21 protein-coding genes are annotated in these 25,513 nt (G+C 49.1%); 16 read left to right on the top strand and 5 right to left on the bottom strand.

Annotation, left to right across the window (positions count from 1 at the left end):
* The 7 genes from AC58QD_RS23710 to AC58QD_RS23740 form a co-directional block, all read left to right on the top strand.
* The coding region (locus AC58QD_RS23710; protein ID WP_497337489.1) for a type 2 periplasmic-binding domain-containing protein at window positions 1-883 on the top strand (883 nt) is incomplete at its 5' end.
* 358 nt (window positions 884-1,241) lie between these two features.
* Entirely contained in the window at window positions 1,242-2,573 is a 1,332-nt protein-coding gene (locus AC58QD_RS23715; RefSeq protein ID WP_497337490.1) for a multi antimicrobial extrusion protein MatE, read from the top strand.
* A gap of 78 nt (window positions 2,574-2,651) precedes the next feature.
* Window positions 2,652-2,897, top strand: coding sequence for a hypothetical protein (locus AC58QD_RS23720; protein WP_497337491.1), 246 nt, complete (start codon window positions 2,652-2,654; stop codon window positions 2,895-2,897).
* Window positions 2,888-3,892, top strand: a complete 1,005-nt coding sequence (locus tag AC58QD_RS23725) for a phosphotransferase (RefSeq protein WP_497337492.1) — start codon at window positions 2,888-2,890, stop codon at window positions 3,890-3,892. Before AC58QD_RS23720 ends, AC58QD_RS23725 begins: the two co-directional genes overlap by 10 nt.
* Before the next feature lie 181 nt (window positions 3,893-4,073).
* A complete protein-coding gene (locus AC58QD_RS23730) occupies window positions 4,074-4,883 on the top strand; it encodes a sugar phosphate isomerase/epimerase family protein (RefSeq protein ID WP_497337493.1) in 810 nt (269 codons plus the stop codon).
* Between the two features lie 44 nt (window positions 4,884-4,927).
* Complete coding sequence (locus tag AC58QD_RS23735) at window positions 4,928-8,710, top strand: beta-galactosidase (RefSeq protein ID WP_497337494.1); 3,783 nt, start codon at window positions 4,928-4,930, stop codon at window positions 8,708-8,710.
* Window positions 8,711-8,740: 30 nt separating this feature from the next.
* The gene (locus AC58QD_RS23740; RefSeq protein ID WP_497337496.1) at window positions 8,741-9,784 is read left to right on the top strand and encodes a zinc-dependent alcohol dehydrogenase; all 1,044 of its coding nucleotides are present in this window, start codon (window positions 8,741-8,743) and stop codon (window positions 9,782-9,784) included.
* A gap of 561 nt (window positions 9,785-10,345) precedes the next feature.
* Here AC58QD_RS23740 and AC58QD_RS23745 read toward each other — a convergent pair.
* The gene (locus AC58QD_RS23745) at window positions 10,346-10,639 is read right to left on the bottom strand and encodes a hypothetical protein (protein ID WP_497337497.1); all 294 of its coding nucleotides are present in this window, start codon (window positions 10,637-10,639) and stop codon (window positions 10,346-10,348) included.
* A 270-nt stretch (window positions 10,640-10,909) separates the two neighbouring features.
* Between AC58QD_RS23745 and nadE the strand changes: the two genes are divergently transcribed.
* Together nadE and acpS are read left to right on the top strand one after the other, a co-directional pair.
* Entirely contained in the window at window positions 10,910-11,719 is an 810-nt protein-coding gene (gene nadE, locus AC58QD_RS23750; protein WP_497337498.1) for an NAD(+) synthase, read from the top strand.
* A 6-nt stretch (window positions 11,720-11,725) separates the two neighbouring features.
* Window positions 11,726-12,121, top strand: a complete 396-nt coding sequence (gene acpS / locus AC58QD_RS23755) for a holo-ACP synthase (protein WP_497337499.1) — start codon at window positions 11,726-11,728, stop codon at window positions 12,119-12,121.
* A gap of 29 nt (window positions 12,122-12,150) precedes the next feature.
* On the opposite strand, the gene AC58QD_RS23760 is transcribed toward acpS, so the two are convergent.
* Window positions 12,151-12,504 carry a c-type cytochrome gene (locus AC58QD_RS23760; RefSeq protein WP_497337500.1) on the bottom strand — a complete coding sequence of 118 codons (354 nt, stop codon included), beginning with the start codon at window positions 12,502-12,504 and terminating at the stop codon, window positions 12,151-12,153.
* A 47-nt stretch (window positions 12,505-12,551) separates the two neighbouring features.
* Here AC58QD_RS23760 and AC58QD_RS23765 point away from each other — a divergent pair, with 47 nt between their 5' ends.
* Window positions 12,552-13,316 (top strand): (S)-benzoin forming benzil reductase, encoded by a 765-nt coding sequence (locus AC58QD_RS23765; protein ID WP_497337501.1) that lies wholly within the window; start codon window positions 12,552-12,554, stop codon window positions 13,314-13,316.
* Between the two features lie 6 nt (window positions 13,317-13,322).
* On the opposite strand, the gene AC58QD_RS23770 is transcribed toward AC58QD_RS23765, so the two are convergent.
* Window positions 13,323-13,901 carry a hypothetical protein gene (locus AC58QD_RS23770; RefSeq protein ID WP_497337502.1) on the bottom strand — a complete coding sequence of 193 codons (579 nt, stop codon included), beginning with the start codon at window positions 13,899-13,901 and terminating at the stop codon, window positions 13,323-13,325.
* 483 nt (window positions 13,902-14,384) lie between these two features.
* Between AC58QD_RS23770 and AC58QD_RS23775 the strand changes: the two genes are divergently transcribed.
* The 5 genes from AC58QD_RS23775 to AC58QD_RS23795 all read left to right on the top strand — a co-directional run bounded on the left by AC58QD_RS23775 (window position 14,385) and on the right by AC58QD_RS23795 (window position 21,688).
* Window positions 14,385-16,751 carry a helix-turn-helix domain-containing protein gene (locus AC58QD_RS23775; protein WP_497337503.1) on the top strand — a complete coding sequence of 789 codons (2,367 nt, stop codon included), beginning with the start codon at window positions 14,385-14,387 and terminating at the stop codon, window positions 16,749-16,751.
* Between the two features lie 211 nt (window positions 16,752-16,962).
* Window positions 16,963-18,564, top strand: a complete 1,602-nt coding sequence (locus tag AC58QD_RS23780) for a type 2 periplasmic-binding domain-containing protein (RefSeq protein WP_497337504.1) — start codon at window positions 16,963-16,965, stop codon at window positions 18,562-18,564.
* A 120-nt stretch (window positions 18,565-18,684) separates the two neighbouring features.
* Window positions 18,685-19,629 carry an ABC transporter permease gene (locus tag AC58QD_RS23785; RefSeq protein WP_497337505.1) on the top strand — a complete coding sequence of 315 codons (945 nt, stop codon included), beginning with the start codon at window positions 18,685-18,687 and terminating at the stop codon, window positions 19,627-19,629.
* A 13-nt stretch (window positions 19,630-19,642) separates the two neighbouring features.
* Window positions 19,643-20,530, top strand: coding sequence for a carbohydrate ABC transporter permease (locus AC58QD_RS23790; RefSeq protein WP_497337506.1), 888 nt, complete (start codon window positions 19,643-19,645; stop codon window positions 20,528-20,530).
* 66 nt (window positions 20,531-20,596) lie between these two features.
* Window positions 20,597-21,688, top strand: coding sequence for an exo-alpha-sialidase (locus tag AC58QD_RS23795; RefSeq protein WP_497337507.1), 1,092 nt, complete (start codon window positions 20,597-20,599; stop codon window positions 21,686-21,688).
* A gap of 179 nt (window positions 21,689-21,867) precedes the next feature.
* On the opposite strand, the gene AC58QD_RS23800 is transcribed toward AC58QD_RS23795, so the two are convergent.
* Window positions 21,868-22,722 carry an AraC family transcriptional regulator gene (locus AC58QD_RS23800; protein WP_497337508.1) on the bottom strand — a complete coding sequence of 285 codons (855 nt, stop codon included), beginning with the start codon at window positions 22,720-22,722 and terminating at the stop codon, window positions 21,868-21,870.
* A 132-nt stretch (window positions 22,723-22,854) separates the two neighbouring features.
* Here AC58QD_RS23800 and mutY point away from each other — a divergent pair, with 132 nt between their 5' ends.
* Window positions 22,855-24,351, top strand: a complete 1,497-nt coding sequence (gene mutY / locus AC58QD_RS23805; RefSeq protein ID WP_497337509.1) for an A/G-specific adenine glycosylase — start codon at window positions 22,855-22,857, stop codon at window positions 24,349-24,351.
* A gap of 814 nt (window positions 24,352-25,165) precedes the next feature.
* Here the strand turns inward: mutY and AC58QD_RS23810 are convergent.
* The gene (locus AC58QD_RS23810) at window positions 25,166-25,327 is read right to left on the bottom strand and encodes a hypothetical protein (protein WP_497337510.1); all 162 of its coding nucleotides are present in this window, start codon (window positions 25,325-25,327) and stop codon (window positions 25,166-25,168) included.
* Between the last annotated feature and the right edge of the window lie 186 nt (window positions 25,328-25,513).

Raw genomic sequence — 25,513 nt, forward strand, 5'->3', positions numbered from 1 at the left:
CTCCATGTACGGCTCGTTCGGTTACGTCGACAGTGGCAATCATCTCTTTGTCGAGAACGACAAAGTACTCTATGTTCCGTCCTTGCCGCAATATAAAGAGGGAGTGGCGTACTTCAGCAAGCTCTATAAGGAAGGGTTAATCGATCCAGAAAGCTTCACGCAGAATGCTAGCGTGTATATTGCCAAAGTCAAAAACCAGCAAGTTGGGGCGGCGGTTCTGTGGTCAAACAGCGAAGTGTTTGGCGAGAACAAAAGTCCGTTCGTTCCCATCGCTCCGCTGAAGGGGCCTAACGGCAAACAAATGTGGCTCAAAAACGTTGCCGGAATCGACTCCAAAGGGTCATTCGCTATTACGTCGGCCAACAAGCATCCGGAACGAACAATTCAGTGGATTGATTATGTATATGGAGCCGGGCAAAGCTTCGAATCTTTGTATGGTCCTGTGGGCAAGGTGATGAAAGAAAATGCCGATGGAACTTATGAAAATATGCCGCTGCCGGAAGGCGAGAAATCATTTGCCGAATTCAGGCATAAGAATACTCCTGGGGACGGCTCCGTCTATGCGCTGTTATCCGATACAGTCAATAAATTGAAACCGAGTTCTGGCACGCTTATGAAGCGGGATCAGTTTAAAATGTACGAGCCTTTCCAGCCGAAACAGATCTATCCGAGCGTATATTTTACCTTGGAGGATCAAGACAAACTGAGTAAAATTCGCAGCGATATTAATAGTTATGCGACGAAAATGCATGCGAAGTGGATTGTGGAAGGAAATGTCGAGAAAGAATGGGACGATTATTTGAACCAACTGAAAAAAATGGGTCTGGAGGAAATGGTCAAAATTTATCAAAAAACGTACGACAGATATATCAACACGAAGTAGACGAGCGGTTCACGATAGTTGGACATAAATCGGAGGGGTGGGGGGCTGCCGGTTCATGTCCTTGTTTGACGGATCTTTGTGTCACAGGGTATGTATTATTAGACAAAATGATACTGACATACATATCTCCGATTCGTTGATACAAATAACCAATGCATCCTATGTGTTGGCATTAAGCTGGGGAGCGTTCCGCTCCAACCAGATTAAATAGGTGTGGGCGCTGAATAAGAGAGAAATATGTCTCGGTATCGTTCTGGTGTCCAGTAGAACAGCGAGGGCCCTGGAAACAGGCACTCTCGCTTTTTAGTGTATTGGGTATTCACGGCTCATCTGTCACATAGAGAAGGAGAATCGGATCTTGAACCCGTCAGACACTTTGAGCATTCGCAAACTTGCGTTGTTTTACGTCCCATTGGGAATTGCTGCTTGCCTCGTTTCCGTCACTAATGTTTTCATTGACAGTACATTTGCGAGAGCGGAGCAATCCGAGACGCTGATCGCAGGCTATGCGATCGCGCTAAGCCTGCTTGCCATCAGCATGAATCCGCTTGACCGACTGCGTCCCGTATGTGCAACTCTCGTGAAAGACCGAGCGGCATTTCACGCGATGACGATATTTACCGCTCTTTTAACGGCTGTCTTTTTTGCCATCACCTTAATAATTGCATTTTCACCGATCGGTGCCTGGCTGATGCACAAACTGTTCAACGCCAAGGAATCGTTGTTCCAGCCCGCTCTTGCGAACTATTCGATTCTCCTGTTCGTTACAATTCTAATGGGGATCAGAAGCCTGTTTCAAGGGGTGTTAATCAATCATCTGCAGACCAAATGGATTAGTGTCAGCATGCTGTTCCGGTTGTTCTTGGTCTGCTTGCTTTCCGTTTCGTTCATTAAGACCGGTTGGGTCGATCGGATCTGGGTGGGGGGCGCCATATTTTTAGCTGGCTTTGCCATTGAGACATTGATCACGGCTTGGCGAGGAATAAAGGTATATCGTCAACTACCGCCCAAGAGCGGCGAAACAGAACACGTGGGACAGCGGAAATTGTTTGCCGCCTATTCTCCCTTGTTGTTCTCTTGCCTCATTCAAGTGACGATCAGCCCGATCATCATCGCCTTCCTTGGCAATACAAGCGCGAACAAACTGTCAGTCGCTTCCTATGCGGTAGCGATAGGCGTTACATATATGCTGATTGGCTTTTTCAACTACATGCATCAAATCGCGATTAATTTTTACAATATCGACAAACGTAGTGTGCTGCGCTTCGTTGCTCCGCTGAATTTCGTTCCGGCGCTGCTTATCGCCATACTGATCTTAACTCCGGTCGGAGAATGGTTTTTCCGCACCGTCATGGGGCTCAGTGATGCGTTACGCGAACCGGTGCTCGATAATCTGCGGATTTTTATCGTGCTTGCGCTCATCAATCCATGGCTTGATTTCTGCAACGGAATTCTAATGGGCCGGGGACAGGCGAAAGCGATGTTCCGCTCGATTCCGATAAACACGGCCATTACTGTGCTTACTCTGTTGGTCGGAGTTGCGACGGTTCCGGGATGGAACGGGCAGATCGGCGCCCTAGCCATAAGTGCGGGGGCAGTGGGTGAATGGATTGTTGTATTGATTGCCATTCGGACATCTTCCGCTTGGATGAGCGGATCTAGCAGGGGGGTACCTCGGGCACCGAATTGACGGTCAGTTCCATCGTATGTATGATGTGAATCCGTGTTTGTGGCATCTTATAGATATCACTTATATTAGGAGTATCGAATGCTCCTTTATCCATTAGGCCTTGAACGCGTTCAATTTGACGGTCATCGAATGAAGCGCGGCCAGCCGATTCCGATCCGAGCAACAGAAGTACCTTCTATGCGATTTCGCGAAGCTCTAAAGCGGAAAATCCACGCTACAGCAGCCTGGCCGCAGCGTCGCGATCCGCTAAAGCAGAAGCTCAACGCAACTAATCAGGTCAACAAGAACATTATGTATACATACGGGGTGAGAATATGGATATAGCCTTAGCAGAACAACATGTACAACAATGGGCGCGGGAGCACGCTGAGGAACTCGGACTCGATGTTGCAGAGATTACTGTAAGTTATATTTGGAACCCAGGGGGCTTCGTGAATCAGTCCTACTGTCTGTTCGATGGGGTGACGAAGAGACATGTCAAGCTATCGCCGGTTCGCAGGGCTTCACTCCTGAAGCAGTGGGCCAGTATTCACGCACATATGTCCGCCTATTATCATGCGCCCAGCCTCATAATGGAGATCAATAAGGAGATCATTCCCGGTTATCCTTACGGGCTAGTCTTCGAATTTCTAAATGCGGGACCTCTCGGAACTGCTGCTGCCGTTGATGTCATTACAGAGCAAGTATTAGCAGTAATTTGCCGGCTGCACAAGGACAACGTGCTAGAGAAGCTGTTAACACAGGGCCGTGAGCAAAGAACGTACAAGGATGCATTCGCCGCCGAATATATTACTCGATTTGAAGAAGATTTGGAGGTCATCCAAGCACATCGGGAAGTGATTCGATCCTTCGTATTGGATGAAACCATGACTTGGTTTGGCTCAGAGATCCAACTGCTCAAAGAGCTGGTAAGTCAGCATCCTGCCTTCCAGAGCTTTGCCGCGGGTGTGGTGCATAATGATCTGAACTGGCAGAACGTGCTTGTCGAACCTCAGAGCAACGAACAATTCTGGATTATTGACTGGGATAATTTGTCGGCCAACGGGGATGCAGCCATGGATTACTCCGTCTTGTTATGGCCATTGTATAGCACTGGAGAATGGGCGAGATGGAAGAAGTTGCTTGAGAAGCTAACCGATGGAGAGACACTCGCTCGTGTTGAGCTTTACTTCAGAGCGAAGCTGTTCGATGACGTAATTGACGTTCTTGCCGACTACATCGATGCTGAGGACATCCCGGATGTAAAGGAACTGACGCAGGAAAGAGCAAAGAAGATTCACCTTCAATCCTTCGCACAGTATAAAGAGAAGTATGAGTGATTTTGAAGATGAATTGCATACAAGTGGTCGCCGGCATTGTCCGAGTGGCCTCTTTTTCATGTTCTTCACTTATTTCTGGATATCCAAATATATGAGTAAAAAGCCAGAATGGCGACGATACTCTATTGGTCTTAGCCGCTATATAGTAGAAGTAAATACGAACAGAAGAGGAGAGATGCAGATGAAAACAGCTTTTACTACATTAGGCTGTCCCGAATGGTCATGGGATCACATATTGGACGAGGCTTCCAGATTGGGTTACGACGGGGTCGAGATTCGCGGGTTGCAGGGAGAAATGTTTGCACCGAACATGAAGCCTTTCCTCGATACCGAGATAGAAAAGACGAAGAATGATCTGCAGGCTAGAGGACTCCGTATTTGCTGTTTCGACACTTCATGTATGTTCCACGATCCAGCCAGATTGGACGCAGCCATAGCGGAAGGAAGGGCAACTATAGATTTGGCGCACAAGATGGAGGTTCCCTATATACGTGTATTTGGTGATGCTATCCCTGACCGCGAACGCAAAGAAGAGACCATTGCTCAAGTTGCGCAAGGCCTGCAGGTGCTCTGCCGTTACGCCGAAGGGAAGAATATAACCGTGCTGCTTGAGACGCATGGTGACTTCTCTCCATCCAATGTGGTTGCGGAGGTTGTAAGGCTTGTGGAAAGTGAGGCGTTCGGAGTGTTGTGGGACATCAATAATCCGTACAAATACGGCGACGGGGAATCGATGAGCCATACATTTGAAATGCTCGGACCGCATATCAAGCATACCCATATAAAAGATACGAGAGGCAGAGGGGCGAATGAGCAGATCAAGCTTGCCGGTCATGGCGATGTTCCGATCAAGGAATGTTTGACGATTCTACAGGAGCATAATTACCAGGGTTGGATTTCATTCGAATGGGAAAAGAAGTGGCACCCCTCGATCGAAGAACCAGAGATCGCACTCCCGCAATTTATTAGCTATCTGAATAAGCTAAACTAAAATTCGAGGAGCGAGTTAATCTTATTGAATCGGAGGAAGAAGTTGTGAACACCAAAACATTTGATATTGACTATTCAACCGCTATCGAGACGGATCATCCGCTGAAGTTGAAATCGTACATTGATTCTAATCTGAAAGTATTCTTCATGCCAAGTGTGCGTTATGGTCGAGAAATCGTCGAATTCATCCAGAGAACAGGCCTGAACTATGAAACGGTTACTTATGACCGCGCTTGGGATTTGAATAAATGGGGGATCGGAGATTATTACGATATAAGAGCCGCAATAGATGATTTCCGTGTGATTCATGCGAATCTGGAAAAAGTTCTGACGTCAGATGAGCATTATGACGTTATGGTTATTCCTGGTGTTAACGGTTGGGCCCATTTCTCGGCAGCAACCCGTAAGGCGATCATGCGAAGAGTGCGTGAAGGCGCCGGCCTCGTGCTGATCAAACCGTTTCATGGCGCTCAGAAGGAGCGATCGGAAGAGCTGGAGAGCTTATCTCCTCTAGTCAATCAGTTCGAGGAAGGCTTCGGAGATGATGCTAATGCAGGTGGCGGATATCCCAGGGTCGCTTTTGAGCAACTGATCCAAGAGAAATGGGTGGCGGACAGCCACTATATTACCGACGGCATTCCCTTTGAGCTGTTTCCTTTCGATGAGCTCGCCTTCTACCCTTATAAGGCCAAGGGCGAGACCATTCTTCGGGGGGAGTCCGGTGGGCCAATCGCTGCGGTGAACGAGTTCGGTAAAGGCAGAGTGGCTGCTTTTGGTTATTTTCCGCGTGATATCTTACCTCAACATAGTGCGTTTACTGGAAAAGAATCGACCTTCGATGCCATTATCGAGAACTGGGACGGAGCGAGAGATAAAGAGTCATTTGCCTATCTGGAATATTTTTATGAGCTAATCTATCGGAGCGTCATCTGGACCGCGAACAGAGTGCCTGATCGTCGGATACAATCGATTACGGTTCAGAATGAACGTGTAAGCATACAGCCTGCTTCAACGAACACTGCATCTGATTCTGGCCTGACCATTCAATACACCATCCGAAACAGGGTTGATTCGATTGTCTGCGAAGGCATTGCACCCGAAATGTCATTCGAGCTGCCTTCGTCTCTTCAAGCCGGAGGCTCCTATCGAATCGAAGTCAACCTAATGGAAGGGGAGCGGCTGTTGGACTGGGGAACCGCTGCCGTTCAGTACCCCTTATCTGCAGAGATCATAGCGGCCGATTTCGGAGCGGAAGTAGTAGAGGAGGAGGACCTTCTAGCTGCATCATTCCGAGTGAAGGGCGCCCCAGGGAATTGTATGATTTGTGTCGTTGATGATTTTGATAGAGTCCTAGCCGAGAACTCTTATTCGTTCACCTCCGGGCAAGAGCTGCTATTCGAATATACCGTACAATCCGTCAAATCGATGTACATCCGGATCCGGGCGGAGCTTTTCGTTGACGGAGTTCTTGTACAAAGACTAGAGTCTCCGCGCAAAGTGGTTACTCCCCAGGATCGCACGTTGGACGATTTTGAAGTGTTCATGTGTCCGCAGAATAGAGGCCATGGCGAATGGTTACCGCTTGTAGGCGAGCTGTTCCGCGATATGGGTATTACCGGCTTGTTTCCCGGCAGCCAGAAGACACTCACCATGTCAGGGGCCAAAGGGCTCGGCGTGTACTGGTATCACAGAGGGCCGTATGTGGAGCGGAAAGAGAAATTTCTACGGACCAGAGACAAGTCTTATCTGCACCGCACTCCTTGTCTCAACGATCCAGCTTTATGGAGTGAGCTGCAGACAGGGATTACGAGGACGATCAACAAATACAAGAAATACGGACCGGTGTCCTATTTTGCCAATGATGAAGGCTCCATCACTTGTTACGTGGATGAGCTGGATTTATGCTTCTGCCCGTACTGCATGTTAGAAATGCAAAAGTGGCTGCAGTCCGAATATTTAAGTCTGGATCATCTGAATCAGATTTGGGGAACTCACTTCCAGTCCTGGGATCTAGTCGTTCCGTATACTCTGCTGGAAGCGCAGGACGCCGGGGAGTATGCCTCTTGGGGGGATCACAGACGGTTCATGGAGCTTACTTTTACGGAGGCGTATCGGAGGATTGGTTCCATCATACGCGAAGCTGACCAGAATGGAGTTATCCGGATGTCCGGCTGCCAAGCTTCCACCGCATACTCGGGTTATGACTATTACGAGCTCCATCAGCATGTCGGGTATTTCGAAGCTTATGGAGTCGGGAATCAATTCGAGTATCATCGGTCTTTTGCAAGACCAAATACGATAATTGGCGGATGGTTCGGATATGGGGCGGACGGCGTTCGTGTACGGAACAGCATTTGGAATGCGTTGTTCCATAATCTCACCTTGATCAGTATATTTTGGGAATACAGTTGTTTGAATCCGGATTTCACATTCAGCCGCAGCGCTCGAGACATGAGCCAAGCTTTTCTGGAAATTCGAAGAGAGGGAATCGGGAAACTGCTGCTGCATAGTGCTGCGAGGGATTCTCTCGGTATCGCGGTTCATTATTCCATGCATTCCATCCATGGCACGCACATCCATAATGATGCGCCTCGTTTCGAAACGAATCGTCAAGGATGGATTGATATTCTGGAAGATTTGGGCTATCAGTACAATTTCGTCGCCTCCCAACAAATCGAATCCGGTGAGTTGGTTAGTAAAGGGTTCAAGCTGCTAATTCTTCCATATTCCATTGCACTTACTGACGAGGAAGCGGAGCAGATCGAACATTTTGCGGAACAAGGCGGCATTGTGGTGGGGGATTTGCAGACTGGGATAATGAATGAACACTGTGTCCTCTCCGATAATGGGAAGCTGGATGAACTGTTTGGTATAGAGAGGTTAAGCACGCAAGCCAGACCGTTTTATATTAATAAAGGGTTCAGAACCAATACAGAGTTCCCTTACTTCCATTTTAACTTGGCTCATATTCCGGGGCGGGAGGATGAGGAGTCCGGCCTGATCATGGCGGAAATCGGAACCCGGGTAAAAGATGGGCAAGCTGCTTACTTCAATGATTTCATGGGAACCGTTGCTTCTGTAGTAGTAAAGGAGTCCGGCCTGGGAAAAGGTGTTTATCTGAATCTCGCGATTGATCAGTATCCATTGCTGCGACGTGGCGGAGGCGGATTTGCCCTGCGTGAGCTGATCAAGCATATTGTGCAATTGAGCGGGGTTGAGAAACCAGCCGTGATCAGGAACAGCAGCGGGGCCGCCATCGAGTGCGGGTATGAAACCATTCTTTATACGGACTGCGGCGCACAGTATGTTTGCGTGCAGAGCAAGCTTGATACCCGCTCCACAGGGCATGATGGGCTGTCCGTTGGCGGGGGAAGGTCCGAGGCGGATCGGACGGATGAGCTTACTATTGAGTTCAACCGTCAAGGACATGTGTACAATATACGTGAGAAGAGCTACTTAGGTTATACGAATCATGTAGTCTATGAATTTCCATATGGGGAATCCCAATTGTTCGCCGTGCTTCCCTATCGCGTGGAAAGTATTCGTGTAGAGGTGCCGCCAGTGGCAAGACGAGGAAGTATTCTCAAGGCCGCCATCCAGATACAATGTGAAAAGCCGGAAGACGAGTATCAGCATGTCCTCTCCATCAATGTGTACAATCCTGCAGGGAAACACGAGTGGATCTATTCCGAGAATAAAAGCGTTATAACGAACAGCACGGAGCTGAGCTTATCGATACCTTTCAATGAACGGGTTGGCAAATGGACCATGGTTGTAAAAGACACCGCTACAGGCGTTTCATCTAGTTCAGTATTTGAAGTTGTCTAGTGGCAATGTAAAAGAAGGGAGCGGTTGAGCATGAGCTATGCTGCAGGAGGCTTGGGATTGAAGGGGCGCAAAGTTGTCATCAAGCAAGCTTACAGTTGTGAGTATGAAGCGACAGAGTGGACGCCATCTGATATCCCTGAAGGCCATATCCTGATACGCACGGAGTACAGCTTGATCAGCCCGGGTACGGAGCTGGCTTTCTATACGGGTACACATATTGACCTGAACAATCCAAGCAACCGGTGGGCTAAATTCCCGTTCTATCCCGGGTACGCTTCAGTGGGTGAAGTGATCGCTATCGGGGACAAGATTAATCAGGTACAAGTTGGTCAAAAGGTATTGGCGCTAGGTCATCATGCAAGTTACGATGTCATCTATTATTCAGATGACTATATTGTGCCCTTGCCCGATCATGTAGATCCCAAGCATGCCCTGTTCGCGCGATTGGCGGAGATTTCATCCAGTGCGCTGATTCAATCCAGGTTCAGAGCAGGTAACCATGTGGCCATTATCGGCATGGGACTGATCGGCAACTTGGCGGCTCAGCTCTATGCTCTGCAGGGAGCTCACACAATTGGTTTTGATGTAGATGAAGAGAGGTTATCGATTGCCAAAACAACCAATGTCACAAGCACAATTCTCTCTGGAGAACTTACAGATGTAAGCGCAGCGATCAAGGAGTTGACTGGCGGGGTAGAGCCTGACATTGTAGTAGAGGCGACAGGAAGTCCGGCACTTGTGAATACGGCGCTTGAAGCGGTGCGCAGTCACGGTCAGGTCATCCTGCTAGGCTCGCCGCGGGGAACGGCTGAGATTGATATATACCGCCATATTCATAAGAAGGCTGTCTCCCTGATCGGAGCGCATGGCAGTATCAAAGGAGTTGATGGACTTCCATCTACTGCACAATTGCTGCGTTATGTACTTAAGCTCATTTCGAATGGGAGCTTGATCATTAATCCGCTAATCACTCACATTCTTCCTGCTGATCAGGCCGAGCGAGGTTATCAATTGTTATTAAACAAGAACGAAGGCGCGCTTGGGGTAATTCTGGATTGGACGACGCATGGATAATAGGTACAGCTTGGGCGGCAAGTGTCTTGGATAGCTCTAGCGATTCAGATAATTTATATGTGCATCCCCTAACGTTCTATCGGCTCTGCTGAATGAACAGGCGGGGATGTTTTTCTTTTGTCCAATCACTTCTTCTTTTCGCGGTTAGTTTGGATTATAGAGGTACGCCGCTTGCACATAAGCCATGTTACTACTGTCTATTTGGGCCATTTCATTACTCAGGCACTATTTAGCCAACCTGGCTATCCCCTATTATCATATTGTGAACCGATTTTCCCCAAAACCAGGCCAATAACCAGTGTTAAAACTTGCTATCCCAGAAAGAGCCGTCTTTTCCGCCCTAATAACCTGTACTATCACTGGCTATCAGATCTCCATAGAACCTATGTAGTTCATTTCCTTTACTGTTGACAAAGTTTGCTTAACAATAGTCGAACAGAAAGGACAGGAAGGTGGAGCGGAGAAACGAAGTGGTTGCCTTTGGTGGTGGGGTTCCTACCTCTAAAAATATAATAAAGGGAACCCAAACATATCAGCAATCGGAGCGTCAGGTTTTTCTTATCAAACAATAGGAACGGAAATAAGCAAAAGCAGAGTAACCCCTAGTAATATCAAAGTTAGAGGTCTGGAGAGTCTGTTAGTCTTATCACTCGTGTACCAGCCTTTCCGTTGGAACAAGTTCCTGTATATGACGAAGATCAGAATAAAGTTAGCCAGGAATAAAATCAGGACATGATCAAGCGCGAGTTCAGCGCCATAGAGCTTCTGCTCAGCGGTCCATAATAGCCAGCTTCCAATGAAATATATAGCAATAATTCTAATGATCTCTATTGTAAGCTGTAATAAAATACGCATCTGCTCCACCTCCAGCTTTATATTAGCATCTATAGCAGGTTAAGTATTGATGCAAGAGTCATAGATTACAGATTGATGAAAATTGTCGAGAGATTGATGTCAGGATACATAACACGAAAAGTTGACGAAGATGCGTTTTCTTTCCAATATAATCTCCTAGGGAGAGCGGATCAGAAAATAATAAGTTACTTGATATGCTCATTGCTTGAAAAATACTACGGGTAGTCTATACTGGATGTAGATAAATAGTACGGAAAGGGAGATGAAACCATGAGTTTGCAGCAGGAAATCATTGTGAAGTTAGGCGTTAAGCCACAGATCGATCCGAAGGAAGAGATTCGCAAACGCGTTGATTTCTTGAAGCAATTCGTACTGCAAGCCAATATGAGCGGATTGCTTATTGCGATTAGCGGAGGCGTGGATAGCGCTGTTGCAGCAGGCTTATGCAAGCTGGCTACGGATGAATTGACTAAGGAAACGGGACGTGAGTACATTACCCTTGGTGTTTTTCAGCCATACGGTGAACAGTCGGATATTGCACACAGCTATGCTGTTGCTGAAGCTTTTCAGCTCACACACAAAGTGGAGACTAATATCGAGCAGTCTGTTGATGAGATAGCATTGGAAGTGGAGTATGGCTTCAAGAACCTCGGGATTCATCGACACATCAGCCGTGAGAACAAAGGTAACATTAAGGCGCGAACTCGGATGGTGGTGCAATATTCTCTGGCTTTTGACTTGAAACTAATCGTAGTGGGTACCGACCATGCTTCTGAGGCGATCACAGGCTTCTTCACCAAGTACGGAGACGGTGCTGTTGATGTAACACCGCTTAGCACATTGAACAAACGTCAGGTTCGTCAGCTTGCCAGTGAGCTGGGTGTTCCGCAGAGCGTCCTGGACAAAGCACCTACAGCCGGACTATGGGAAGGTCAGACGGATGAAGCTGAGCTGGGCATTACGTATGATGATAACAGTGACTATCTGGAAGGTAAGGAAATCGGACCCGAAGCGAAGGAAAAGCTGGAGCGTCAGTACATTCGCACGGAACATAAACGCATTCCTATCCCGGGAATTTAATCCAAGATGATAATAGGGATCGGGACGGATTTAACGGAGATATCAAGAATACGGAGTATTCTGGAGCAGCCGCACGGCGAACGGTTTGTGGAGCGGGTCCTCACACCGGAGGAGCGGAAGCTGGCCGCTTCCCGCAAGGGGCGGTTAGCGGAGTATGTCGCTGGACGATTCGCGGCCAAAGAAGCCGTGGCAAAGGCGCTCGGCTGCGGGATTGGCCGCAAGTTGGGGCTACAGGACATGCGGATCATACCTGATGAGCTAGGGAAGCCTGTATGCAGGGTGTCCGAATCGGCATGGGAGCGACTGGGCTTCTCTGCCACTGAAGTGCTGCTGCATCTTACGATCACCCATACGGAGACTACGGCGGCAGCGTTCGCTGTAGCCGAACAAGCGAAGGAGTAAGCCTCCTTCGCTTGTTACTTTTTGGTGCATTACTTCAAGCCTGACAGCCAGTCTGTAAGGGACTTGATCTGATCGGGGGTCAATTTATCCTGATAAGCCGGCATCCCGTTTCCGCCCTTGCGGATTTGATTGTCGATCTGTTCAGCCGTCAAGCGCCCTCCGATTTGAGTGAGATCGGTTTTAGGACCGATTCGTCCCTCTAAGCCGCCGCCATGACAGGAGAGACAGTTTTTCTTATATACAGTCTGGATGTCAGCAGAAGCTTGGTTCAGAAGCTCAGGCTTTCCTTTTTCTGCATCAGAATCGGATTTGCTTCCGCAGCCAGATAGGACAAGCGATACAAGAAGGGTACCGGATAGAAGAGTAATTATAGTGCGCTTCACAAAGATCACCTCTAATATGTGTTGAAAGATGAAAGGAGTTCATTCCATTGAAACTAATTATTGTTACAGGTGCCTCACAAGGGCTGGGAGAAGCAATCGTACGTAATCTGATCGGACAAACTATGACCCGCATTGTGGCGATATCACGGACGGAGAACAAAGCATTGATGGAAGCGGCAGCGACACTGTCAGGAAGTGAACTGGAATGGATCTGCTCGGATCTCGTTCAAACTGAAGGACTGGAACCCCTTATGGAGCAAGTGTTCCGGAATAAGGACCTCGCTGATTATCAGTCCGTGTACCTGATTAATAATGCGGGCATAGTACAGCCAATCGCTCCAGTTGAGCGTTGCGGCGCGGAAGACGTAACCCGGCACGTTCAATTGAACTTAATCGCGCCTATGGTGCTGACGTCCGCATTTATAAGACATACTACAGCGGTTGAAGGCGACAAAGCCGTGCTTAATATATCCTCTGGTGCAGGACGCAACCCTTACGAAGGCTGGAGCAGCTATTGCAGCTCCAAAGCCGGGCTTGATATGTTCACCCGCTGCGTGGGGGTCGAACAGCAAAAGCACCTGAACCCGGTCAGGGTGCTCTCCATTGCACCGGGCGTTGTCGATACGCCAATGCAGCAAGTGATTCGGGATACAGATCCTGAGGATTTCACACATCTCGGCAGGTTCATAGAGCTCAAGAACTCGGGACAGTTGGTGTCACCTGACGATGCTGCTGCTAAGCTTCTGCGCGCTATGTTCGACCTTAGCTTCACTTCAGGGAGTATCCTCGATGTCCGTAATTTGAGCGACTAGATGTCCCTACTTAGAGAAAGTCCGGGAGATTACTGTGTTTGTGGCGGTGCGGCTCCAGAATCGCAATATAACAGCACAGGCGACTAAGCTCCAGCCTCCGAAGAACATTAGCACTAATGGCGCGAAGCCTAAGTACCAGATGGTCAGAACAGCAGTAAGCGCGAGCAGCCATATTCCTAAGTAAATGAGTTCTCGTCCAAGCCTGACACCAAGCACCGTGTAGATGAAGCCAAGCACAAGCGCGCGCAATAAATCAAAAAGGAAATAGCCTTGATCTGCGGCATGCATGAATAATCCTACCGACGCTATTAAGTAGCAGATTGGAAAGACCCACGTGAACGGATGATTACTTCGGGATGGCAAACTGCTTGGAGTGCTGCGCTGCTCGGATGCATGCTTCGATCGCTGCTTCAAGCCGAGCACGAACACAAGTAATGTTAGCAGAGCTGCTGCCCATACGGTGATGGTCAGAGCGATATGATTATGCTCCAAGTTCCAAATGTAAATCAGGAGCGCACCTATGATCCATTGCGCTCCCCATATGTACAGGTAAGGATTATATTTGTGAATGTATTGATTATCCATCTCTCATCACCTCGAGCAAGCATAACGGTTTGACCAAAGCAAGCTTACTACTTGTCCGAAATGATGTCAAATTAGGTTACGTTCATCACTGGCCAGGTTCTGCCCTGTGTTTTTTGGCATAGTCACGGGGGGAGAAGCCTACTACTTTTTTTGAAAATAAGACCTGATTTTGCCGCGTTCCCTGCTGGGATGCAAAACGTGTACCACCTGCACGGCTTCTTCAGTCATGATACAATGGGGGAGAGCATCCAAGAGCAATGCAAGCAAGTACAGTGCAAGGTTTGACCACTTGTGGCGGGATATGAGCGGGTTCTAGACGGCAAGCTGTTTATGTCATCATTTCGGACACAAATGTCATGAAGACAGCATTCCTTCAAGTGAGGCTTAACGGCTATAATAATAATGTCGTGAGGTTTCCGATAAAAAAGAAAACGCTTACATTTAGTGGGTGTCGGCAACACTTTTATCCAAGGAGGAGTTTTCATGATTCACAGGGTAAGGGCGTTTACAAAACATAAGCATTTTTTAATGCGGCTCGTTACATTTACGCTGCTGATTAGTCTCGTACCGATCGGAGTTCTCGGCTTTTTCTTTTACCATAATGTTCAAAATTCAATGCGTCACGATATCGAGCAAGCCAATGAACTGTATTTGAATCAGACGGTGAACGCCATGGAATTGGTCGTCAAGCAAATCGGCAACGGGTTCCGCCAGTTCGTCACGAACAACACGTTAACCGAATTCGATATGTTCCCACTCGGCAACTATTTCGATGAGATCAGCGGCTGGCATACGTCAACGAACAGGGAACTGCTGCTTGACTACATGGTTAGCAAGGCCAAAGTGCTCCGCAGCATGAATGATTTGCTGAAGCTGAACGAGTTCATTTGCTCCGTATATTATATCAATCCGTCCCGGGGGATCGTCCTCACTTCCGGATATTTGCAGTATGAAATCGATAAATTCTATGACGCGGGGTGGGACAATAATTTGAAGCCCTCCTCGCTTGGCTACCCGCTCATCATGAACGTTCGCGGCGCGATGCTGGAAGACGGTAAGATCAAGCGAGTAGTCCCGGTTGTATATCGGCCGCTGGCGTCGAACTATACGATCGTCATCAATCTGGATGCGGAAGCCTTCTACACGAACCTCATCAGCAGGCTTGGCGTCGAGCACGGGACATCGGTGATGGTGTTTTCCCGAGAAGGGGAGCCGCTGCTTTACGATAATGACGCCTCTAAAGCGGAAGGCATCGCTTTCGTACAATCGATTATCTCAGCCAATGAAGCAGCGGAAATCGGAGGCCGCAAGTCGCATAAAGTTGTGACGGACCGGCAACTCGTCTCTTGGCGGAGCTCCGAAGTGCTCGGCTGGGACATCGCCAACGTAACGAACATGCAGACGCTGTACAGCAACGTCTCCAATATACGCAATTTATTCTATATCGTCTCCATTCTGTTGACCCTCGCGACAGCGATCCTGGTTGTCGTGACGAGTCGTCGCATTTACAGACCCGTCAATCATTTGCTTCAATTCGTGAAAGACGGCATTCCAGGAGGAAGCAGCGGACTGAAGGGAGGACGGCCGCAGGGCGAATTCCGCATAATCAGCGATGGGCTCGCGGATGCATACGCTGCGGGGAAGCAATTGCAGCTCCGTCTACGGGAAAGCTTGCCCGCATATCAGGAGAAGTTCGTGCGTTCTCTAATCAAGAAGCATGCGATGCCAACGAAAGCCGTCGAGGAACGCTTAGATTATTTGGGGATCGGCTTAAAGACCTATGGCATCGTGCCGATTCTAGTATCCGTCGATAATGGCGGACGGTCTGGCGCGAGCATCGAGAGCGAGCAAATCGAACAACTGCTGGTTATCGATTCGATAGCTTCGGCGGTCGACGAGGGGCAGACGCATTGGGTACTAGAGATCGAAGACGATGTATATCTGGTGCTGGTCAATTGCGCGGACCATGAGATGTCTTCCGCATTCTCTATCGCCGAAACCATAAGAGATACGATCTACGAGAATCACGAAATGAATTGTTCGATCGGCATAGGCACGTTCTGCAAGACGATCGGAGATCTGCCCCAGGCCTATCAAGAGGCTGAAGAAGCGCTGCAGTACCGCGGGATGACGGCGGACGGCGACGTCGTATATATCGAAGATGTCAGGCTGCATGCGCACGATCCGCTTCCGTACCCGAAGGATATGGAAACGACGCTAATCGTCTGTCTCAAGAACGGCGATAAGGACCAGGCGCTCGCGGTGTTTGCAGAGATGGTGCGGGATATGCGGTCCAAGGCGGAGAAGGTCGCCTTCCCGCAGGTTCAGCAAACGTTCTTGCTGCTGCTTGTCAAATTGATTGAAACCGTCCGCGATTTACATCTCGATATGAAGGAAATCGTGCCGGGCGAACGTTCTCACCTGTTGGCCGTATTTTTACAAAAGGACGAATGGCGAAGCATGACCGTTTGGTTCGAAGGTTTAATTAGCTCCACGGCGATGTATATCGGCCAGGCTTTCCAAGAGAAGAAAAATTCGCACGTCGAGCATGCCAAGCGGCTGATCGTATCCGAGCCCGTCGGTACCGTTTCGCTTACGTCTATCGCGGATAAGTTGAACTTGAATCCGGCCTATCTGAGCCGCATCTTTAAGGAATATACTGGCGTCACGTTCACTGATTATGTGATTCAAACACGTGTCAGCCGGAGCAAGGAGCTGCTGCTGCATACTGAATTGAAGGTGCAGGATATTAGCGAGCAGCTTGGTTATGCCAAGGTGAATCATTTTATCAAGCTCTTCAAGGATATGACAGGCATAACGCCCGGCGAGTTCCGCAAACAGCATGATTGACAACCGGGCAATCGCGCCTAATAACGGGGACAGCGGCCGCTGTCCTCCTTGTTTTTCTGAATCTGTCTTCGTGTAGGTGCTTCCTCGACATTACGTTTTGATGACATTGTCATCTAATGGGTGATTCATGTCATGATCTGGGCATTTCATAGGGGTGGCGATCCATTTATGCTGAGGCAGCAAGACACAATAACGACAAGGAGTGATTCGTTTGAAGCAGCGCAAGGGGGAAGCTTGGCAGAGAACGGGAAAATGGATGGCGAGTGTTTCGATAGCGGCAACGATTCTCAGCGGCTGCAGCGGCGGCCAAGAAGATGGCGGATCGAAGGCCAGCACTATGGCACCAATCTCAACGGGACCGTATTCCAAACATCTGGACATCTCATGGATCGGTCATAATCAGATCGGCAAAATCAACGACGCGGTCAATAACCCGGTAAAAAAGCTCATCGAAGAAAAGTTCAATGTGACGCTTACGATGGTGCCGCTCGACGTTCACAACAAAGAGCAGGTCAATCTGTATTTCGCCGATGGAAAAACCGCAGATCATATCCGAATCAACGTCGATTCCATTTTCTTGATGGAGCAAGGATTGGTGCGGGAAGTGCCAGAGGATAAATTGCGCAAGCTCATGCCGGAATGGATGAAGAGCATCGAGAGCATGGTCGATCCCAAAATCGTCGCATCCACGATGAAGTTCAAAGGAAAGCTGTATGCGGTGCCATTCATCAATTACGCTTCGCTGCAGCCTTGGGTCATGGGCGTCCGCAAGGACTGGATGGCCAATGTCGGCATTTCCAAATTACCGGAGACGCTCGAGGAATACCACGAACTATTGAAGCGCTTCACGTTCGACGATCCGGACAAAAACGGTAAAAGAGATACGTTCGGAGGACATGGCCTCCAGCTGTATTTGCGCGGTGCGTTCGGTCTCGGGTCCGGCAACGCATTTTATGCAGACAGCAGCGGCAAAGTATTCTCCAGCGTGATGTCCGATAGCTATAAGCAATATTTGAAAACGTTGCAGGCGTGGTATAAGGAAGGCTTGATCGATCCCGAATCGATTACGGATCAGCGTCCGCAGCAGCGTGCGAAGTGGGCGGACGGCAAATTCGGCGTGCTCGCCGATCATCCATGGTGGTATGCGTCGACAACAGCAGGCAATGTGACCAAGATGCTGGTAGACAAAAACCCGAATGCCAAGATCGAATTTATGAAACCGTTTGCGGGACCGACCGGTGATAAGGGAGCGGGAGGCAGCGTCTATCCGGCTATGCAGCGGGGCTTCTTCTTCGGCAGCAAAACAAGCGATGAGAAGATGGAACGCATTATGGCGATCAAGAACTATATGTCTGCGAACGATAGCTTCTATATCCGCTCCTTCTTCGGCGAAGAAGGCAAGGGCTATACGTTGGACAAAGACGGTGTCATCCAAGTTGCCCCGGATTATTTATCGATCGACAAAATCACGCAGGAAGGCATTGGCCAATATTTCGCCCTGCGTCCGGATAACTGGGAATTCTACAAAAAGAACAACGTGCTAAAAATGGATGCTCCTGCTTATGACGTAGCGATGAGCAGCCAGAAAAAATACAACGACATCAACTTCACGATCAACTCCATAAACGATGCGGTTCTGAAAAGCGGCACAGCCGTTACTACGATCGTCACTGAATTCGAAACAAACACAACCGTTGGAAAGCTCGACATCGACAAGGAGTGGGACGCGTTCAAGAAAAAGTACCTCGACGCCGGCGGCCAGGCCATTCTGGACAATTACCAGAAGCTGTACGACGAAGCGAATAAGAAATAATCGGATAGGCTCGCATGGCGGAAGCCAGCGCGGATTCGCGATGTTTCCGCCATGCCATGCGTTGTCCTGACTTGTTAGAAGGATAGAAGTGACATATTCCTTGAAAAGGAGGCTAGCGGTATGAGTGACGCAACGGTCGGCTTATCGGTCCCCCTATCGTCTAATGCGTCGAGAGGCCGATGGCGAAAGTACGGATTTTATTATCTCATGCTGGCTCCGGCGCTCATCTGTTTTCTGATCTTTAATTATGTTCCAATGTACGGCGTCATCATGGCTTTCAAGAACTACCGCTTTATCGATGGCATTCTTGGCAGTCCATGGATCGGCATGGAAAATTTCAATCAGCTGTTTAATGACTTTTTTTTCTGGCGTATTTTGCGCAACACGCTTGTCATTAGCGGACTGCACATTGTATTCGGCTTCCCCGCTCCGATTTTGCTTGCCTTGCTTTTTAACGAATTGATGAACGGCAGGTTCAAGAAAATCGTACAAACCATTTCCTATTTGCCTCATTTTATGTCCTGGGTCATTTTGTCGGGCATCATGATCGAGCTGCTGTCTCCATCGCGGGGAGCGCTCAACTTTGTCATCACCCTGTTCGGTGGAAAGCCGATTCATTTTCTGGCGAACCCGGACATGTTCGTTGGGGTACTCGTCGTCAGCCACTTGTGGCAAAGTGTGGGCTGGGGAAGCATTATCTATTTGGCCGCAATCGCCGGCATTAACCAGGATCAATACGAATCAGCGACAATCGACGGGGCGAATAGGTTTCAGCAGATGCGGTACATCACGCTTCCTTCGCTAATTCCGGTCATGACCGTGTTGTTCATTCTTAATGTCGGAGGCGTTATGAACGCTGGCTTCGACCAAATCTTCAACCTGTACAATCCGGCCGTCTACAGTGTCGCGGACGTTATCGATACGTATGTGTACCGCATCGGTCTGATTGATACAAAATATGGGTTCTCGACAGCAGTCGGCTTGTTTAAGAACGTCGTTGCCCTTGTGCTGGTCATCGGGACAAACTATATCGTCAAACGTTTCAACGAATACGGGATATGGTGAGGAGGGACGGCGCGTGAATACGTTCAGACGCAGCAGCCTGGCTGGCAAATCATTCGATATATTCAATTTCAGTCTCATGATCGTCCTGTCCATCTTGTTCCTTTATCCGTTCTGGAACCTGCTGATGTTGTCCTTGACCGCTCCTGCCTACGTCGACAAGCTGGGACTGCGGTTATGGGCGGAAGGCTTCAATTTGATGTCCTATAAGCAATTGTTCAGCAGCGATATCATCTACATCGCGTATGGCAACACGATTATCAGGACGGTTGCCGGGGCGGGTCTTACGGTGCTGGTCACCATGTGCGCGGCACATTCGCTGTCCCGCAAGGATTTGCCGTACCGCAACATCATCACGTTGTTCATATTGTTCACGATATTTTTCAGCGGCGGTCTGATTCCTACGTATTTGAACATCAAGAAGCTCGGCCTGCTAAATTCCATGTGGGCGCTTATTTTGCCGACGCTTGCCAATGCGTGGTACATCATTCTGGCGCGCAACTTTTTGATGAGCTTTCCCAAGGAGCTGGAGGAATCGGCACTGATTGATGGCGCGAATCCGATACAGGTAGCATTCCGCATCATTTTCCCGCTCTCGATGCCCATTATTGCGGTTATTGCGCTATGGTCGGGCGTCCATCATTGGAATGCCTGGTTCGATGCGATGATCTATTTGCGGGAGAAAAACGACTTCGTTCTGCAGCTGCTCGTGCAAAAAATATTTCAGCAGGACAAAATCGATACGACCAGTTCGGGCACTTATATTCAAATAACGTCCGAGGTAACGAACCAATCGGTCAAGGCTGCGACAATTATCGCAGCGATTACGCCAATCGTCGTCGTCTATCCCTTTCTGCAAAAATATTTTGCAAAGGGCGTTATGATCGGATCTCTAAAAGGGTGATTCCGACAATGCAATTCATTCCACTATAAGTGAATACAAGTTCGGCATTTCAAGGAGGGTTATACGATGGCCAAAGTAACTACGATTGCACATATGGAAATTTATAAGGATGAGCATTACAATACGTTCCCGACTGTAGTCCCGCTTCATGACGGAACGTTCCGGCTCGGCTTCCGCCAGGCCCCTGATCGACGCGACGCATACGATGGAGCAGTTACACATGTGGATGCATCCTCGAAGGCGGTTTCGATCGGGTCGGCAGACGGCATCGTTTGGGATTCAAAGCCTACGGTTATTTGGGACGATTTTTTCCACGGCGTGCAGGATCCGTGTCTTAACGTACTGCAGGACGGTTCTCTGTTCGTCACTTATTTCACTTGGAAGGTGTATGAGCAAACCGATGCTCCCTCAGAGTTAAAGGCAGGCACCTGGCATCGCGTCATGGATCGCTGGATCGGACGAATGGCCGGCTGCTATTCGATCCGTTCTGTTGACGGGGGACTGACGTGGGATACTCCGGCCCTTGTAGACCTTGGCGATGTCGTGATTCGCGGGAACAGTGTGGAGGTGGAAGACGGGTCTATATTAGCGCCGTTCTACGAGCAAGATGGCGACACCTTCAATGTGGTCGTTGGAAGAACGGAGAATCGCGGGGGTACATGGGAGCGCGCGGCCGTCATCCCTGGCTACGAAGGGCAATACCATTTCCACGAACCGAATCTGTATAAGACAGAGGCAGGCAAATTGGTGCTGTTCATCCGCAGCGTGAAGCTGAACAAGCAGCCGGGGGAAGAGCAATCGGCGTCGCCGTTGTTTACGTCAGAGTCGATGGACGGCGGACGCACATGGAGCACGGTTAAGATGTGGCCGATTTATTCGCCGAGCCCGTTCAACGCTCTCCGGCTTGCAGATGGACGCGTTCTATTGAATTACGGCTATCGCAACAAGCCGTTCGGCATTCGTGCGTACGTGCTAGACGCCGAATGTACCGATCTCGGCTCCGCGACGGAATCCGTGATTCGCGACGACGGCCTGGGAAGCGATATTGGGTATACAAGCGCGGTACTGCTTGCGGACGGCCGCGTGCTTATCACGTATTACTATTATCTGGTCGACGGTACGAGATATATCGCCGGATCGTTATGCCAAGTGGAATAAGATAAACACAATTAGTACCGGTTTCTGCTGAAGGGCGGAAACCGGTACTTTTTTGATGGATGCATATATATTTGTGAATGTATTGATTATCCATCTCTCATCACCTCGAGCAAGCATAACGGTTTGGCCAAAGCAGCTTACTACTTGTCCGAAATGATGTGAAATAAAGGGTGCGTTCATCACTGGCCAGGTTCTGCCCTATGTTTTTTGGCATAGTCACGGGGGGAGAAGCCTACTACTTTTTTGAAAATCCGGCTGAAATAAAACTCATCAACATACCCGACACTGCCTGCAATGGACTTTAAGCGATAGTCTGATAAAACTAACAGCTCTTTAGCACGGTCCATGCGCAAATGGGTGAGGAAGTCGATCGGGCTGTACCCGATATATTTCTTGAATAACCTGGAATAATGGCTGACACTGAGACCTGCTAACTGGGCTAGCTGCTCCAGGGTAAGCGGCTCTTGATAATGCTGGGCCATAAATTCCTGGGTGAACTCGATCGCCGCTGTAGTATCTCCTGCAATTTTTTGAGCACGCAGATCCTGCAAAAGAGCCAGGAAAAACTCGTGCAGCAATATTTTGCGGCGCATGGCTGTCATATGTCCGCGGCGCTGCCATAGTGCGAACAGCTGCTCTACCAAATAAATGAGCTGGGGCGTATTTTGCATCGCATACATCCCCTGCAGAGGAAACGCGCATTCAACAGAGCTTCTGGAAATCCACTGTTCCTTCTCCTCGTAGGTTTCTTTATAATGATAACGTACGAAGTAATATTCCATAGGGTTCTCCGGATCTGCACTTCTCAGGACTTGCATGCCTGGAGCAAAGAAGAACAGCTTGCCAGGCTCTGCGGGATAAAGCGTTCCGTTGATATTGAAAGTGCCTTTTCCCTTAACAATCAGCCAAAAAGAATGGTGACGAATGGTTCGAAGCTGCTGCGACCAGGCAGCATCTGTCTTCTGATGGCCGATCAGCTGTAGGGAGAAGACGAACCGATTGAGCTGAGCTGCGATTTCACCAAGCGTGAGCATATTCAGCCTCCCTTTTTGAGGTGGGATTCATGCTTGCAACATTTAAAGCGTTCGTTACCTATAGTATAGCATTGAAGCCGGTCGATTTGGACCTAAGTTCAGACCTGCAATTAGTAACATAGAGGAGCCGTCATGAATCAATCTACGAATCCATTATTCACGTTCTCTGACCCCTTATTACAATGGTATAAAAGGCATCACCGGGATTTGCCCTGGCGCCGCAGCCGCAATCCTTATTACATTTGGATCTCGGAGGTTATGCTGCAGCAAACCCGTGTGGATACTGTTATTCCTTACTATAATCGTTTCCTGGACAAGTTTCCTACTATTGAGGCGTTAGCCGATGCACCCGAAGAAGAGGTGCTGAAGCTATGGGAAGGGCTTGGTTATTACTCGCGCGCCCGTAATTTGCAAGCAGCCGTGCGCCAAGTGAAGGAGTTGCATGGCGGGATCGTGCCAGATACTTTGGCAGCGGTGTCGTCGTTGAAAGGCGTCGGTCCGTATACAGCCGGGGCGATACTCAGCATTGCCTACAATAAGCCGGAACCCGCTGTAGACGGGAATGTGATGCGCGTGTTGTCACGCTTCTTCCTGCTGCAGGACGATATCGCGAAGCCGTCCACACGCATTCGTATAGAGGGGCTGGCGAAGACGCTCATCCCGGAAGAGGAAGCGCGCGATTTCAATCAAGCGCTTATGGAGCTGGGGGCGACGGTGTGTACGCCGAAGTCGCCCAGTTGTTTGACTTGCCCCGTGATGGAGCATTGCGCCGCGCGGGTGGAGGGTATGGTCGAGGCGCTTCCGGTCAAGACGAAGGCGAAGCCGCCGCGGCCGGAATCCCGCCTCGTTGCTTTTGTTGAAGGCACCGGTGAGCACCGGGGCCGGTTCTTGATCCGCCAGCGACCGCAGGACGGGCTGCTGGCGCGCATGTGGGAACTCCCGCATGTGGCGGGAGTGGAGGCGCCGCAGGCGCTGGCTGCGGCAGCAGGCGCGAAGCGCCGCGGGCGCAAGGCCGCCAGCGCTGGCGGCGAGGGCCGCGGCCGCGGCTTCGCGGGCGAGCCTGGCGCCGGCCTGGTGGCTGAGCCAGCGGACAGCGGCTATGACAACGTCAGCTATGCTGGCCTGATGATAGGCATTGACAACGGCGAGGCTAATGGTGCTGATGGCACTAGACTCGTTAAAATTGCTCAAGCCGTGGAACAGCAAAGGCAGCTCAGCAAGGATGAAGAGCTGTTGCGCGATAAACTCGCTGACCAATTCGGACTAATCGTGGAACCCGAAGAGTGGATTATGGAAGCCGAGCATACCTTCAGCCACATCCAATGGGAGCTGGACGTGTACAAGTGTAAATTCATTGATCAACAGATTGATGCAGTTGGATCAGATGAGGAACGAATGGGAGCCGATGAGACAGCTGAAGCGGCAGGTTCAGGGGCAGCAGGTGGAACGGGAGAAACAGGAGAAACAGGAGAAACAGTAATAGCAGGAGCTGAAGAAACTGTTGGATTGTCCGGAGCAGGAGATCTCGCACCAGGGTATAAATGGATAAGTGTCGCGGATATGGAACGATATGCATTTCCTAATGTTTTCTTGCGGATCATTAGTGAGATACACAATTCCCGCAAATAACTGGCAAGTGTAGTGGGGGGCTTACAGAGGCGCATGCAGTGAGGCGAGGTGAGTTTTGGTGAGTTAGCGTAGTGTTATGCTCTAAAGAGTTATCTTTACTAATTTCACTTACTCACTGATCTAGCTCCGATTAGATTAGCTCAGTGTTACTCCTTAGGTCCTGTGGAGAACAGTTAGCCAGTGCTAGTATAGGTATTGGGGCGGAAAAGACGGGTTTTTATGGGATAGCAAGTTTTACTACTGGTTATTTGCCTGGTTTTAAGGAATATCAGTTAAAAATGCGGAAATAGGGGATAGTCAGATGGGCTAAATTGTGCCTAAGGGACGAAATGGCCAAAATAGCCAGTAGTAACATGGCTAATCGGTAAGCAGCGTGCCACTATAATCCCCAAAAACACTGGCAACGATAAAGCAGAAGGTTAGGAGGAAAGAACAGCTACTTTATGCATGAGTATGGTGGGAAACACACAACGAATTCGAGCAATCGAGACCAATGTTGTAAATCAAAGCTAACTAATAGTAAAGGAAATCTAACTATATTGTGACTCTCCCACCTTGCCGAGCGAAACAGTTAACCAAACTTAACTATTCCCAAAGCCAGGTTAACTAATAGTAAAGTTTGCTTTACTAATTACGCCTAAACGCTTGATTTTCATTTGATTAGTTAAGCTGAGTTTACTATTAGTAAAGTCACCTTCACTAATAGTAGATAAACTCAACATGCCCACAAAGCAGCCTCTACACAAAAAAAAGGAACTTTGAGTTCCTCTTTTTTTGCTGAGAGCGTGCGGATATCGACCGTTTGGCTTACCGCCTACACTTGAGTGCGGCATCTTTTACAAACTTTTGTTTTCTGCCCGTCCTGCAACGTTCGGGTGTACAACAGCTTAATTCTTGTAGAGCCGCATACCGGGCATGTTCCTCTGCCCCTGGATGGCAGCTTCCATAACGCTTTTCCTCGATTAGTTTTGGACATGGGCTTCGAACCTCCGTATAATTCGTCTTCGCTGCATTATATTCAAGCAGGGAAGGAATCATTACGGACAACCCGATGAACCGAAGCAGCTTTTTTCCGAATTAGCTCTAGAAAGGAACTTTTCGGATGATCTCGAATAACTAATTATAGGCAATTGTAGGTTTTAACAGCGCAAAAGGCACTGGC

It is taken from the genome of Paenibacillus sp. J2R1T-4, from assembly GCF_059692235.1.